The following is a 15,021-nucleotide window of genomic DNA, read 5'->3' as shown; positions in this document are numbered from 1 at the left end:
ATGCTTTGATTCGATAAGTGTGTGCATGGACAACTTCACATCATTTTTAAGAAAATTCCTGACCGTGAGTTAAGTAGTGCATTATCAACTTGAAAAAACAACTCTTCGGTGTTGTCGGAATTAACAATTACGACATCGGCTAGTTCTATTTTTTCAGATTGGGACATTTGACTAGCAATCCTTTGCAATGCTTCAGATTCTGACAAATGATTGCGGTTCATAAGTCTTTGTAATTGTTGCTGGGGATCACAGGTGATCGCCCAAGTCTCAGTCACTAAGCTCTCCATTTTTGCTTCAAAAAGCAAAGGGATCACCATGACTACAGTTGATGGTGAGAGGCGATTGGCTTCACTAATTAAACATTCTTGGACATAGGGATGGATTAGTTGTTCGAGCCATTGGCGCTCAATATCGCTATCAAATACGATCGCCCCCAACTTGCGGCGCTCAAGATTACCTTGATCATCAAAAATTAATTTGCCATAGCGATCGCGGAGTTTCGCGAGTCGATCTCCTGCTAAAGCTTGGCGAGCATAAAGATCAGCATCAAGAATTGGCAAGCCATAGGTGTGGTGTAAATAATCGGAAACCGTGGTTTTCCCCGTAGCAATGCCTCCTGTGATGCCGATGATGCGTTGTTTCATGTGTTTTAATTCAATTTGGAGATCTTTGCTTAGCAAAACATCCCCAAATTAGCTTATTTGTGTACCCTATGGACTTCACCAATCTCCTTGGATTTACGGCTGCTTCTCTGACAACACTTGCTTTTTTGCCTCAAGTAATCAAGATTTGGCGATCGCGATCAACAAAAGATATTTCTTTACCGATGTTAATTACTTTTATTGCGGGGGTTACACTTTGGCTAATTTATGGATTACTGGTAAATGCTGCGCCAATTTATATTGCTAATGGCATCACACTAGTTTTGAATCTCGCAATTTTGCGATTCAAACTAAAGTATGGCTAGCTGCAATAAAAGTTAAAATTTATGACGCTACCTTCGCTTGCTTTTTTATCTATTTTCGTAATTAGTTAACATGACCTCCTTTAGCACTTTCTTCTCAACCTATTTCACCCATTTTGTAATGCTGGGATTGATTTTGACTTTCGCGATCGCCCATAGTGGGCTTGCAGCATTACGAATTTGGGCAGAATCAAAAATTGGAGAGAGGCTATACCGAGTTTTGTTTGCTTTGGTTAGTATTCCCCTTGCGGTAGTCCTATTTATTTTTTACTTTAACCATCGCTACGACGGCGTGCAATTGTGGAATCTACAAGGCATTTCAGGCATTCATGAATTTGTTTTAGGGCTATCAGCGATCGCCTTCCTATTCCTTTATCCCGCTACTTTTAATCTGGGAGAAGTTGCGGCGATCCAAAAGCCCCAAGTGCATTTATTTGAGACGGGGATCACGCGCATCAGTCGTCATCCCCAACTAATTGGTATGACGCTCTGGTGCATTGCCCATACGCTTTGGCTGGGGACTTCCTTTGCCCTGACGACATCGATCGCTTTAATCAGTTACCATTCATTTGCCGTTTGGCATGGCGATCATCGTTTATTTAAGCGTCATGGGGAGGCATTTCTGGCACTCAAGGAACGTACTTCGGTTGTGCCATTTCTGGCGATCGCCCAAGGTCGGCAGAAATTAGTTTTACAAGAATTTGTACGACCCGCTTATATAGGTGTTGCTATCACGGTTGTGCTATTTCGCTGGTTACACCCAATCGTGATTACGGCATCCGCAAATGTGAATTGGTAATAAAAAGGCGGCGCAATGCGCCGCCTTTTTCGTAATTAAAAAGCTTAGTAAACTGGTAGCGTAAATCGGAAGCAACTGCCTTTTTTGCCGATCGCGTCATCGACCCAGATCCGACCATAATGAGCGGTAATAATGCGGCGACATAGGGATAAACCAATTCCATAGCCATCAGCTTCATCATCACGCTCTAGACGATAGCGCTCCTCAAATACGCGATCGCGCATTTCTGCGGGAATCCCTGGACCGTTATCGGTAATACTAACTTCAATTTTTTGGGCTGTACGGTGCATCACCGTTAGCTCTATTTTGCCGCCTTCGGGAGTGTATTTTGTGGCATTACCCAACAGGTTGATTAAAACTTGACGGATCTTTTCTTGATCGACGTAGACAGGCGGTAAGTCTGTGGGAATATCCTTAATCAGCTTTTGCATTTTCCCCTCCAGACATTTGTGAAAATAGAAATCGCTAACAACGCTATGACAAAGTTGATCGAGTTGGATCTTTTGGCGTTGGGTGCGAAATTGGGCGTTAGCCCCCCGTCCTGCTTCGAGAATGTCGGTGATCATGCTGTCGGCATCGCGTGCTTTATTTCGAGCATGTTTGAGTAGGCGAGAAACCATCTGCGGCTCGATTTTGTCGCCACTCTTTTCAATGGTATCGATCGCCAATAAGATCGCGGTTAAGGGATTCCGCAAATCATGGGCAAGCATTCCTAGCACACGATCCTTGAAGCGAATTTGCTCTTCGATTTCAGCTTTTTCCTGTGACAATCGAAATACGTCATCGGCAAGACGTGCCACCTCGTTCATGTAGTCAATATTTTGAGCAAGTTCGGGTGGATGATTAGTTGTTTGATCTAGTACCTGTTGCTTCCAAGTATCCCAACTAGTTTCCAATTGCTTGATTATGTTTTTACCTGCAATCGTTTGACGTGGTAAAGGTGATAATTTGAGCAAAGCTGGAGACATGACGACTTTAAAGAGTTCGGCAAGTTGTGGTTGACTAGCAACATTAATTATTTGCAGTTCAGAACGGCAATCACTTTCTCGTTGCAAAAATTCCTCTACTTCCTTGACTAAATCCTTTGCTTTAGGGCGATCGTCAATAAATAGTAAAAGTTGTAGTGTTGATTCAGGTAATGTTGGAATAGTCCTCATTGGTTTTCGGACTCGCAACGGATTTTTAAGACATTCTTAATAATTATATTATTGTTCTCATGCTTTTACCTCAACAGCGATGGCAGATTTTCTCTCCACAACCAGATTTGTCAGAAACAATCGCTAATTCTACGGGACTTTCGCCCATAATTGCTCAGGTTTTGCTAAATCGCGGTATTGATACACCTGAAGCTGCAAAGATTTTTCTCGATCCCGAACTGGAAGATCTGCCTGATCCCAAACAAGAATTTCCTGATTTAATCGCGAGTATTGATCGCATTGAGCTTGCCATTAAAAATGGCGATCGCATTACGATCTGCGGTGACTATGATGTTGATGGCATGACTAGCACAGCTCTATTAATTCGCACCTTGCGATTATTAGGTGGCAATGTGGAATACGAAATTCCGAGTCGGATGACGGAGGGCTATGGAATTAACGCACGGATTGTGCAGGATTGCCACGATCGCGATGTGAAATTAATCATTACCGTGGACAATGGCATCGCCGCATATGAGGCGATCGCTCTTGCAGAATCCTTAAATATTTCTGTAATTGTCACCGATCATCACGAAGTCCCCGAAGACGTTAGCAAAATTCCACCAGCAACTGCAATCCTCAATCCGAAATATCGCGTCGATCCTAATTCACCCTACGCAGCGATCGCAGGTGTCGGTGTTGCCTATGTCTTAGCGTTGGAATTAAGCGATCGCTTTGGCAAACGTGCCGAATTAGAAAATCCCTTATTAGAATTATTTACCCTTGGTACGATCGCTGATCTTGCTTCACTCACAGGAATTAATCGCCGATTAGTCAAAAAAGGTTTGCGATTATTATCTCAATCTAAAGTAATTGGCATTATCGCGCTGATTAACGAAACAGGAATTGCCAAAGATAAACAAACAGGATTGAAACCTGAAGCGATCGGATTTGGGCTTGGTCCTCGCATTAACGCGATCGGGCGGATTGGCAATCCCCAAGTAATTATCGATCTATTAACTTGCGAGGAAATGGGTGAAGCGATCGCTTTAGCACAAGAATGCGAGGCAACTAATCGCAAGCGCCAAGATCTTTGTAAAGAGATTGAAGAAGAAGCGATCGCTTATATGACTAAAAAAAAGTTAGAAGGTTTTGATATTAAGCAAGAAAGAGTTCTAGTAATCGTTGATCGCGAAGTTCAGAATGCAATCGCTCCCGTTAAAAGCAAAAAAAAGAAATCTTCTCTAAATAATGAAAAAGAAGTCTCCAAGGTAAATGGTTGGCATCATGGCGTAATTGGCATTGTTGCCTCGCGCCTAGTCGAACGTTACGGCGCACCTGTCTTTATTGGGAGTTATGAAGATGCTCATGGCGAAGATTCTGAAACAGACTCAAATCATCAAGGTGCAACTGTGCGCTTCTCAGTGCGGGGAATTCCTGAATTTCACGTCTTCCATTCCCTCGAATATATCGCCAATATTCGCAACAAAGGCGGTGGACATAAGGCGGCGGGAGGCTTTACACTGCCTGCGGAGAATATGGAAAAGCTGCGAAATGGATTGAGAGAATTTGCCGATCGCGAAAATATTCTCCCTAGTCACATCATGCCGTTAATCAATATTGATGTACTAGCAGATCTCAGCGAGATCTCGATGACGATGTTACAAATCTGCGATCGCCTGCAACCTTGTGGACTTGGTAATCCCGATCCTGTGTTTTATAGTCAGAATGTGCGCGTACTTTCCCAGCAAACTCGCGGTAGAGATAAAGTCAAACATCTTTCTCTAGAACTTGATACAGGTAACGGCAAGATTAAGGCGATCGCATGGCGATGGGGAGAATATTGTCCTGTGCCTGATTATGTGGATATTGCTTACAAGTTACGCGCTAATCAGTGGCAAGATACAACTTCAGTAGAATTAGAAGTAGTTGGCATTCGCGAGGCAACAGGTACGGCTATGGAAAGTTCTCAAAATTCGCCCAAGCATTTGCAATTGCAGTATAAATCTGCGCCCGTAATTACCAAACTGCCCAAATGGCAAAAACTCAGCGAAGCTCCAAGACCATTGCCGCGTCCATTATTACTATACGGATGCGATCGCCCAGCCGATAAGTTTCAAGGTGATGTCGATTGCGATCGCCCCATACGAGATCGTTCTTATCAAGCAGTTGTGTTATGGACTTTACCGCCATCATTCACTCATCTCCAATGGCTTATCGCCACCGCTAGACCCGACTATATCTATCTTGGTTCGCACATTCTTTCAGTCCCTTCCATTGAGCAATTTCGCGCCCAAGTTCAATCTCTTGATTTAGAGAATACAGAAAAATTAAATCTGTTAGATATCTCACAGCAATGGTGGATTTCGCCAAGTGCGATCGTTTCGGCTTTACGCGAACTAGGTTATATCTGCGATTTCCCACCGACATTACCGCTTGATGGAGAACTTCTCAGAATGCAAAAGTGGTATGGCATTGCAATCGCAAAGCTTGCGGCATTATTTGTAAATGTCGGGTAAGATATCGTAATAGAAATATGACATAAAATTAGAAATCATGGACAACCTAATCTTAAGTGCCGAAAAGCTTTTTGAAATAGCTCAATCTGCCTATCAGAGATCTAGATATCAAAAGCCTAACTTTGCAGATGGTGGGCAAAATGATGCAATCATCGCTATTACATTCTCTGTCATGACAGTAGAAGCATTTCTAAATGAACTCATTGAATTAGCAAAAGATAGAGATGATCTTGAGGCGCAATCTCTTTTTTCTGTAATTGAGCCGCTTTTACAGGCTAGGGAAAGTATTGAAATAAGATTACTTCAAGCGAGCTGCTCTACTTCAGATACCCCCTTTGATAACGGAAGACTACCATTTCAGAGTTTTAACCTTCTTGTAAGAGTTCGTAATCGACTTGTTCATTTATTGGCTGGAGATAAAATTACAGATGGATTGATAGAAGAACATCAAACAATTCTGTCTTCATTGAAAAGTCATCGTGTAATTATTGCTGATCACAAGATACCTATTAATCGTGATGATGAAGGGCTTATGGAAAAATATGGAGCTATTTTATCTGACCAAGAAATAAACTCTATTTCTCTTCCATTTATTTATGCAGTTGCTACTCAATCAGTTGCTAAATGGTCATGTCAAGTTGCTTCCACTGTCATTACAACCTTTATCAATAATATGCGTGATTCTCCCTTTAAAAGTCTTCTTCAACAGTATTCTCAATCTTTTCAGATCATCCCTGATAACCTCCAAGAATTATTAGAATGGCATAAGATTATTACTTCATTTGGTTGTTCTAACGCTGATGAGTTTATATCTAAAATACGAAACAAACAGTTAATTGTCAGTCTTCCTAAAACCATTAAGAATGCTGAATAAGTTAGCTAATAAAAAGTTTTGTTTTTGCAATAATTTATCTAAAAGAAAGTCATTTGAAAAATTAATCTTTGGTATAAATAATGACGGCTATTAGTGAAATCGTCAAAAATGGAATTATATTTGACATGAAGAATTGGGGTAGTGATCAGTCAGGAATAGGCTGTTTATCAGAGAATATTGATCGCTTATTTGCACTTTTACAACAACGGGATATTAATTATTTACTCGTTGGTGGTGTTGCACTACTGAGTTATGTTGATGGTCGCAACACACAGGATATTGATCTGATACTTTCCCAAAAAGATCTCACCTCACTGCCTGAGTTAACAATTGCTGATCAAAATCAAAACTTTGTCAGAGCAACTTTTGATAAGCTTCAAGTAGACATTTTACTGACTCAAAATACACTCTTCAAATACATCGCCAAGAACTGCACAACCTCAAGGCAATTTAGCAATTTAACTGTGCGCTGTGTCACTGTTGAAGGTCTGCTAATTCTCAAACTTTATGCATTGCCTTCTCTTTACCGACAAAATAAATTCGATCGCGCCAGCATTTACGAAAATGACATTCTTTTGCTACTTCTCAAATATCCTACAGAATTAGAACCAATTTGGAAGTTATTGCAAAAACATTTACTTCCTAGTGATATCACCGAAATCCAAGAGATTACTTCCGATATCCAAAAACGTATTCAGCGCTTTCGCTCTAGATAAGTCAAGCGATCGCAATTTACAAAAAATATACGATCGCAATTCGTGATGAGAATAGTAGTTTTATAGAGAAACTGTTTTTTGAGTGAGATAGCGATCGCACAATACTAGAGCCACCATCGCTTCCACCATTGGCACTGCGCGAGGCAATACACATGGATCATGACGACCGCGACCTGTGAGCGTGGTTTCTTCACCTGCAACGGATACAGTTTTCTGTTCTAACAAAATTGTCGCTGTCGGCTTGAATGCAACCCGCAAAATGATATTTTCGCCATTGGAAATACCACCTTGAATACCGCCAGAATTATTAGTACGAGTGCGAAGGCGATCGCCATCCATATAGAACTCATCGTTATGCTCACGACCAGTTAAGTGAACTCCATCAAATCCTGAACCAATCTCAAAACCCTTACTGGCTGGCAAAGACATCACTGCTTTAGCAAGATCCGCTTCCAATTTGTCAAATACAGGATCTCCCAAACCGACAGGTACATTTCGGGCTACACATTCGACAATACCGCCGACAGAATTACCATCACGACGGATTTTGTCGATGAAGTCGATCATTTTTTCCGCCATGACTGGATCGGGGCAGCGCAAAATATTACTTTCTACCTGTTCCATCGTCACCGTATTTGGATCAATATCAGGCGCAATCATGTCCTTAACCTGCTTAACATAGGCGATGATTTCTACACCCGCGGCTTGTTTGAGGATTTTTTTGGCGATCGCACCTGCGGCAACCCGCCCAATCGTTTCCCTTGCGGACGATCTGCCGCCGCCTTGCCAATTACGAATGCCATATTTTGCTTGATAGGTAGCATCAGCATGGGAGGGACGGAATTTTTCAGCCATTTCCGAATAGTCTTGACTGCGAGCATCTTTGTTCTGCACCAAAATCATGATTGGTGTGCCAAGAGTTTTACCTTCAAATACTCCTGACAAGATCTGAGCGCGATCGTCTTCACGGCGAGGCGTAACGATTTTGCTTTGCCCTGGTTTACGGCGATCGAGGTCAATTTGAATATCAGCTTCACTAAGCTCAAGTTGTGGTGGACATCCATCGACGATCGCGCCCACGCCCCCGCCATGAGATTCCCCAAAAGTTGTGACGCGAAACAAATGCCCGAATGTACTACCCATGTTTAAATGTTGAATTCTAAAAAATAAGTGATGACCATGGTTTGATCATCCCCTATTTTATAGTACCTACTCTTATTAATACCAATTCACAAAAGTGTGATAGTAATTCTCATTATAAAAATCGTTTTTTTTGAAAGCCCGCCGTTGGTGGGCTTTCAAAAAAAAACGATTTTGGTGTTTCCAGCGCCTTTGGTGCTGGAAACACCAAAATCGTTTTCATAATGAGAATTGTTGAAAGTGTGACGACACTTCTGTAAATTAAAAACAAATCTTGTAAGAGTTTTAACAATACAAAAAGGAAAAGATAGGCTTTGCTTCGCGCAGCCTATCTTTTCCTTTTGAAGAAATACAAAATTTTTAGATTTTGTTTAACAAATAGTAAAATTTGCTGATTAAAAATTCTTTACGGCTAAGATAGTCTGTGGTAACTTAACTTTCAAAATGCCTCCAATAATTTATTTATAGCTGTCGCTAGTCATGTTAGAACAAAATCAAAACCCAAAAGAGAGTTGGGGCGCAAAGCGCCCCAACTCTCTTTTGGGTTTTATGTCTTGATACACTTGGCGACAGTTATATAAATTTCAATTAAGATTGCTGCACAAATATTCTATTTGGGGTTAGATGATCTGCATAGATAAAGATAGAGTTAACTCCAATAGTTTTTGGTTAAAGAATTTCTCAATAATTTTTAATTTCGAGAGTTGCCGATAGTTCACACTTCAATTTTCTAACAGTAGTTAAAACTAGCTTCAATCTGGTATGAGTTAAATGAAAAATAGATTTTGTCTGATTTTGGCAGCGATCGCATCCTTAAGTATCGCCAACTCGACTCAAGCTCAGATTGCGGTTGATGGCAGTACAGCGACTCAAGTAAATGGCAATGCGATCGCCCCAACAGGTGCAGGTACGGTCAACGGTGGCAATCTTTATCATAGCTTTAGCGAATTTAATGTGCCGCAGTCAGGTGTAACCTTTAATACTGGCTATTCTGCATTAAATGGGGCTGACGTTCGTAACATCATCAATCGGGTTACAGGTGACAACCCCTCTGCGGTTTTAGGGACAATTGAAAGCCGTCAAGCTTTCCCCAATGCAAATCTCTATCTGATGAATCCCAACGGAATTGTCTTTGGACAAAATGCCCGCTTAGATATTGGTGGTTCATTTCATGCAACGACAGGTACAGGTTTAGGCTTTGATAACGGAACCTTTAATGTTGACAAAAATTCCCTCAGCTTTCCCAGTGGTGATCCCAAAACGATTCGGTTTGCTGTCTCTCAACCAGCAGGGCTGATCAATCAAGGTGATTTAGCAGTAGATACTGGTAAAAGCATTACTTTCACTGGTGGTAGCATCATCAATACAGGCACATTGACGGCTCCTAGTGGAAACATTGCCTTAACCTCTGTAGCAGGAAATAGCCAAGTTGAGTTGCGATCGCCTGATGTAGTTTTAGGATTGCAAGTTACAAATAATGCTATTCCTACTAACTGGAATGGCAAAATTACAGAATTACCCAAATTAGCAGAACTACTCACAGGGAAAGTACCTGAAGCAGATCGCGTGATTGTCAAGGCTGATGGTTCACTTGCCCTAGTTGCAACTCCGTCACCTACTGATGTTGTGGTGACTAATGGTATGTCAATTTTATCGGGAAAGATTGATGTCTCAGATTCATCTGGCAAAGGAGGCTTAGTTGGGATTTTTGGAGAGAGAGTGGGATTAGTAAATGCTGAGATTGATGCATCTGGAGCGCTTGGTGGTGGAAAAGTTCTTATTGGTGGAGATCTTCAGGGTAATGGTAAAGCCCCAAACGCATTGAGAACTTTTGTAGATCGTAATTCCAAGATTGATGTGAGTGCGCTCTTGAGTGGTAATGCTGGCACTGCGATCGTTTGGTCTGATCGTACTACCAGATTTCTAGGAACTATACTTGCTAAGGGTGGAACTCTGTCTGGTGATGGAGGTTTTGTGGAAGTATCAGGGAAACAGAACCTTGATTATAGAGGGAATGTAAACACCTTAGCTGCTAATGGAAAAGTAGGCACATTACTGCTTGATCCGACAGATATTAATATCATTGCTGGTACTGGTACATTCTTTTCTCTGAGTGATGTAGATCAATTTAGTGATCCTAATATCGGAGCAAACGAAATAGATGTAGCTTTTATTAATGCGGCAGTAACAAATGTCACTTTACAAGCAACCAATGATATTAATTTTAATACCCCAGTGACAATTGCTATATTTGGTGTAGGGTTGACGGCTCAAGCCGGAAGAGATATCAACGTCAACAGTGACATCTCTACAAATGCGGGGGCAATTAACTTTACAGCAGGTCGAGATATTGTCGGATTTAGAGGACTCAAGACAGTTCCTATTGTTGGTAATTCTGGCAATGTTAACCTCACAGCAGGTCGAGATGTCAGACTAAATAGCATTAATGCAGTCTCTATTACCAATGGGAATGGTGGTAATGTCACAATCCAAGCAGGTGCAAATATTCAAACGACAGGAACCTTTACTGAGTTTGGTAATACTTATAGCATTGCCACAAACTCTGGTGGTCTAATTGGCAATGCTGGCAATATTTCGTTAACAAGTACCAGTGGTGCGATCGATGTTAGCTCTGGACGAGTTCATGCAGTTGCTACCATCGGAAATAGCGGAAACATTACGTTTCAGGCAGCAGGCAATATTAGGACTGGATTTGGAGCTTTCCCACTAGCTGCTGTAGGTTCCTTTATTGATGTAGGTGGTAATGGTACGGCTGGCTCGATTTCATTTACGAGTTCAAGTGGCGCGATCAATACTAGTTTGGGAGATATAAATGCAGGGAATTCCAATATTGGCAATTCTGGAAATGTTTTTCTGCGAGCATCTAATAATATAACTACTGCTAATATATTTGCTTCTTCTGGTGATGGTGTAGGAAATGGGGGACAAATTACGCTCATTAGTCAATTAGGAACTATTGATACTAGAGCAGGAGAACTTACTGTCGCCACTCAGACTGGCAATGCGGGGGCTATAAATCTTCAAGCTCTGGGAAATATTACAACTAGCAATCTTACTTCAAGAGCTTTCATACTTGGTAATGCTGGTCAAATCTCAGTTACTAGTTCAAGTGGTGCGATTAACACCACTATAGGTAATATTGATGCTAGTTCTATTAATGGGAATGGCGGTAATATTACTTTTGTCGCTCGCAATAGTATTACAACTACTAATCTCAATGCCAGCAGTGATCTTGGTAGTGGTGGCAATATTAGCCTCGATCCTATTGGTGATATTATTTTTAATTCAGCAAATTCTTCGGGATCGATTCAAGGTGGAAATTTTTTCGCCGCATCAACTGGAGGTAATATCAGAGTGCTGGGATTTGTGACTAGTCCGTTTACAGCCTGTGCAGGAGCCAGCATTTGTACAGCCAGTAATAGTGGTAATTCAGGCGGTTCAATATTTCTGAGACATGGTGGACTTAATCCATTTGTGATTGGTAATTCTAGTATTAATGGAACCGCAGGTATCGTCACTACTGGATCTTCCACTCTAGCCCTTAGTAGGATTATTCCTGTTGGCACAAGTATTTTTGCTCAGGGCAACATATCGATCGCACCATCAGGTGACACGACCTTCACGCCTCCCAAGATTTTAGTTGGCGTAAATTCCGCTGATATAGAGACGCAAGCGCTGCTCGAAATTAAAGATGTCATGAAAAGAGAAGTTAATCGCTTCTTGAAAGAAGAAAACTTAGAAAAAGCATTTCAAGCGATCGAGAAAGCCTATGTGTCTGAGCTAGGAATTTTCTTAGGAGAAAGTCTAAATCCGCCAGAATTAAGTATTAGTCAAGCTCAAGATCTGCTCAGTGATGTCTCAAAACGTTCAGGTAGTGCTTCTGTACTGATTTACCCAATCATGCTGAACGATCGCATTGAAATTTTGGTAATCCCACCCAAAGAACTGGGCAAGCCTTTTCATCGCTACACTAACTATGCTAACGAGGAGGAAATCGTTACAGCTTTGATAGATTATCGAGCCAGTCTCAGGGATACAAGTTCGCTAGACTATTTAGACCAAGCCAAAAAACTCTATGACTGGGTGATGCGTCCAATTGATGCTCAATTACAGGAGCTTAAGATTGAAACGGTTGTCTTTGTGATGGACTCTGGTTTACGAGTGATTCCTCCTGCCGCTCTTCATGATGGGAAACAGTTCTTAGTGGAGCGCTATGCTTCAGCAAATATTCCCTCGTTGCGGGTAACGAGGCTAGAAGAGCGCGATCGGCAAAACACCCGTGTTCTAGCCATGGGGCTAACTGAGGCAAGAGAAGGATTAAGCGCATTACCAGCCGTAGAAGTTGAGATTAGAACGATTGGTACGCAGGTATTGGCTGGAACTACATTTTTAGATCGCGATTTTACAGTTGCCAATTTGCAAGCGCAACGGGGTAAGGAAAAATATGGAATTCTCCATTTAGGAACTCATGGTCAATTTTTAGAAGATCGCGCTAAGGATTCCTATATTCAATTCTGGGATGGCAAGTTGCGATCGTATCAAATTCCTAGCCTTAGGTTTGATCAACCTGTGATCGATATGTTGACCTTGAGTGCCTGTGAAACTGCCGTAGGCAACAATCTTGGTATTAGTGGATTAGCAGTAGAGTCAGGTGCGCGAAGTATTCTTGCATCGCTTTGGGCAGTTTCCGATGTGGGGACAGCACCTTTGATGATTAGCTTTTATAAGTCTTTTCCCAATGCGCTTAGTAAGGCTACAGCTTTAAGGCAAGCACAACTTGATTTGTTAAAAGGTAAAGTCAAAATTGAGAACAGTCAAATTATTGGGGTTGATGGTTTTGCGGCGATCTCCTTGCCCAAAGGTACTGAAAATGTTGATATCAGACATCCTTTCTTTTGGTCATCTTTTATTTTGGTGGGTAATTGGTTGTAAGTTATGGCTTCGCAGAACTGTTTTTTTGGCGAAGCCACCCTACAAAAAACAGTTTTTTAACAAGATTTATGTAAGTTGTCAATTTGAGGTGTGAAGGTGAATCAAAATCTAAAAGATCTAATCAAATATAGTAGTAAGGGGCTGATTGTCTCGATACCAAGCTTACTAGTTAGTGGGCTTGGCTTGCCTAGCTACGCTCAAGTCCCCTCTATATCTTCGCCATTAACTAGTCCACCAGCGTCTCTAGAACCAAAGTTACCAGCTAAACCGACGAGTCCAATTCTTGCGCCTGCTCAGTCATCACCTTCCACTAGTCCACCAGATTCACCTTTGCCAACAACACCAAATGAAGTCTTGATTCCAGTTAAACGGATCGAGATTGTGGGAAGTTCAATTCTCACATCAGTAGAAATTGCCGCCCTAGTAGCACCATTACAAAATAAGTCCGTTACACTCGTTCAATTGCAAGAAGTTGCCGATAAAATTAGTCAAATCTATCAAGAGCGTAATTACATTACTTCTCGTGCTGTTCTTGCGCCACAAGATATTAAAGATGGTGTGGTCACAATTCAGGTACGAGAGGGATCTTTAGAACGTGTTGATGTGAAACGGGCTGGCAATTTAGCAGGTAAATTAAATGATGATTATATTCGCGATCGCATCCAGATTGCAGGATCAACACCTCTTAACTTTGCTCAATTGGAAGATACGCTGCAATTACTCAGATCTGATCCCTTAATTGGTGACATTAGAGCTAATTTGACTACTGGCAACCAACCAAATCAGAGCATTTTACAGATCACTGTTACTGAAGCTAAAGCTTTTAGTATTCGTCCATTTTTTGATAACTATGGCAATACTTCCACAGGAATCTATCGATTTGGCGTAAATCTGCAAGAGCTTAACCTTACAGGTAATGGCGACTCAATTCTAGTTGGGTATACTCGTGCTGGTAGTTCTGATGTTTATCAGCTTAATTATCGATATCCAATTAATCCTCAAGGCGGAACACTAGGATTTAATTTTTCCGCAGGTCAAAACCCGATCACTGAGCCACCTTTTAATAGCTTAAATATTCTCACGGATTCCCAAACCTATGAGCTAGCTTACCGTCAACCTTTAACGCGATCGCCCCGTGAAGAGTTTGCGCTTGGCGGTAGTTTAGCTTTTGAGAATAGCGGCTCCTATTTTGACAATCGGTCATTTAATTTTCAAAATTTCAAGTTTGATGACGGGCGATCGCAGTCAAGAGTTTTGCGTTTCAGCCAAGATTATTTTAGCCGCGATCCAGTTGGGTCTTGGGTATTACGTTCAACTTTTAATATGGGGTTGAATGTTTTAGGCGCAACGATTCGCAATGATAATTCGCCAGATGGGAGATTCTTTTATTGGGTCGGTCAAGTGTTGAGAGTGCAACGACTGGGTGAAGATAAAGACACCTTGGCATTTTTGCGGCTAAATATGCAGTTTTCGGGAAATCAGTTACTATCTCTTAATCGTTTTAGTATTGGTGGACCTCAGTCTATTCGTGGCTATCGGCAAGGTCAACTTACAGGTGATAGCGGACTACAAGCTTCTGTAGAGGTGCAATTTCCGATAGTACGTAATGAAGAAGGACTATCGATTGTCAAGCTATTACCTTTTGTCGAAGGTGGCACAATTTGGAACACGTCAGGTATTAACCCAACCACACAATCATTATTTGGAATTGGCTTAGGTGCGACCTATCAACCAATTCGCAACTTATTACTACGTCTTGATTATGGAATTCCTTTGGTAAATGTTTCTAACCCCGGTAATAACTTACAAGATTCAGGATTATATTTCTCTGTAAATGCAAACTTCTAACTGATGTTACATGGAGGTTTCTAAAGTAGGGGCGGGTTTTACATATAGATCTTGCTTCAGCACAGAATTATC

Annotated in this window: 10 protein-coding genes; 7 read left to right on the top strand and 3 right to left on the bottom strand. The window is 41.5% G+C overall.

The genetic code is table 11. The features are described 5' to 3' along the window. Positions 1–35 precede the first annotated feature (35 nt). Complete coding sequence (coaE, locus tag ABM313_RS03570; RefSeq protein WP_434686329.1) at positions 36–644, bottom strand: dephospho-CoA kinase; 609 nt, start codon at positions 642–644, stop codon at positions 36–38. Between the two features lie 68 nt (positions 645–712). Here coaE and ABM313_RS03565 point away from each other — a divergent pair, with 68 nt between their 5' ends. Both ABM313_RS03565 and ABM313_RS03560 read left to right on the top strand, forming a co-directional pair. Further along, positions 713–967 carry a SemiSWEET transporter gene (locus ABM313_RS03565; protein ID WP_434686328.1) on the top strand — a complete coding sequence of 85 codons (255 nt, stop codon included), beginning with the start codon at positions 713–715 and terminating at the stop codon, positions 965–967. A 70-nt stretch (positions 968–1,037) separates the two neighbouring features. After that, entirely contained in the window at positions 1,038–1,763 is a 726-nt protein-coding gene (locus tag ABM313_RS03560) for an NnrU family protein (RefSeq protein ID WP_434686327.1), read from the top strand. A 44-nt stretch (positions 1,764–1,807) separates the two neighbouring features. Here ABM313_RS03560 and ABM313_RS03555 read toward each other — a convergent pair whose 3' ends face one another. Continuing rightward, on the bottom strand, positions 1,808–2,920 hold the full coding sequence (locus ABM313_RS03555) for a histidine kinase (protein ID WP_434686326.1): 1,113 nt from the start codon (positions 2,918–2,920) through the stop codon (positions 1,808–1,810). A gap of 59 nt (positions 2,921–2,979) precedes the next feature. On the opposite strand from ABM313_RS03555, the gene recJ reads away from it, so the two are divergent. The 3 genes from recJ to ABM313_RS03540 all read left to right on the top strand — a co-directional run bounded on the left by recJ (position 2,980) and on the right by ABM313_RS03540 (position 7,008). Continuing rightward, the gene (gene recJ, locus ABM313_RS03550; RefSeq protein WP_434686325.1) at positions 2,980–5,418 is read left to right on the top strand and encodes a single-stranded-DNA-specific exonuclease RecJ; all 2,439 of its coding nucleotides are present in this window, start codon (positions 2,980–2,982) and stop codon (positions 5,416–5,418) included. Between the two features lie 37 nt (positions 5,419–5,455). Further along, on the top strand, positions 5,456–6,292 hold the full coding sequence (locus ABM313_RS03545; protein ID WP_434686324.1) for a hypothetical protein: 837 nt from the start codon (positions 5,456–5,458) through the stop codon (positions 6,290–6,292). An 80-nt stretch (positions 6,293–6,372) separates the two neighbouring features. Continuing rightward, on the top strand, positions 6,373–7,008 hold the full coding sequence (locus ABM313_RS03540; protein ID WP_434686323.1) for a hypothetical protein: 636 nt from the start codon (positions 6,373–6,375) through the stop codon (positions 7,006–7,008). Between the two features lie 60 nt (positions 7,009–7,068). Here the strand turns inward: ABM313_RS03540 and aroC are convergent, their stop codons facing one another. After that, on the bottom strand, positions 7,069–8,151 hold the full coding sequence (gene aroC, locus ABM313_RS03535; protein ID WP_434686322.1) for a chorismate synthase: 1,083 nt from the start codon (positions 8,149–8,151) through the stop codon (positions 7,069–7,071). A 768-nt stretch (positions 8,152–8,919) separates the two neighbouring features. Between aroC and ABM313_RS03530 the strand changes: the two genes are divergently transcribed. Together ABM313_RS03530 and ABM313_RS03525 are read left to right on the top strand one after the other, a co-directional pair. Beyond that, a complete protein-coding gene (locus ABM313_RS03530) occupies positions 8,920–13,101 on the top strand; it encodes a CHAT domain-containing protein (RefSeq protein ID WP_434686321.1) in 4,182 nt (1,393 codons plus the stop codon). Between the two features lie 96 nt (positions 13,102–13,197). Further along, positions 13,198–14,949 carry a ShlB/FhaC/HecB family hemolysin secretion/activation protein gene (locus ABM313_RS03525; protein WP_434686320.1) on the top strand — a complete coding sequence of 584 codons (1,752 nt, stop codon included), beginning with the start codon at positions 13,198–13,200 and terminating at the stop codon, positions 14,947–14,949. The last annotated feature ends 72 nt before the right edge of the window (positions 14,950–15,021 follow it).

This window comes from Pseudanabaena minima str. Chao 2107, from assembly GCF_051131155.1.
In the GTDB taxonomy this organism is placed as follows: Bacteria; Cyanobacteriota; Cyanobacteriia; order Pseudanabaenales; family Pseudanabaenaceae; genus Pseudanabaena; species Pseudanabaena minima.
This window is presented reverse-complemented; position numbering and strand designations above follow the sequence as displayed.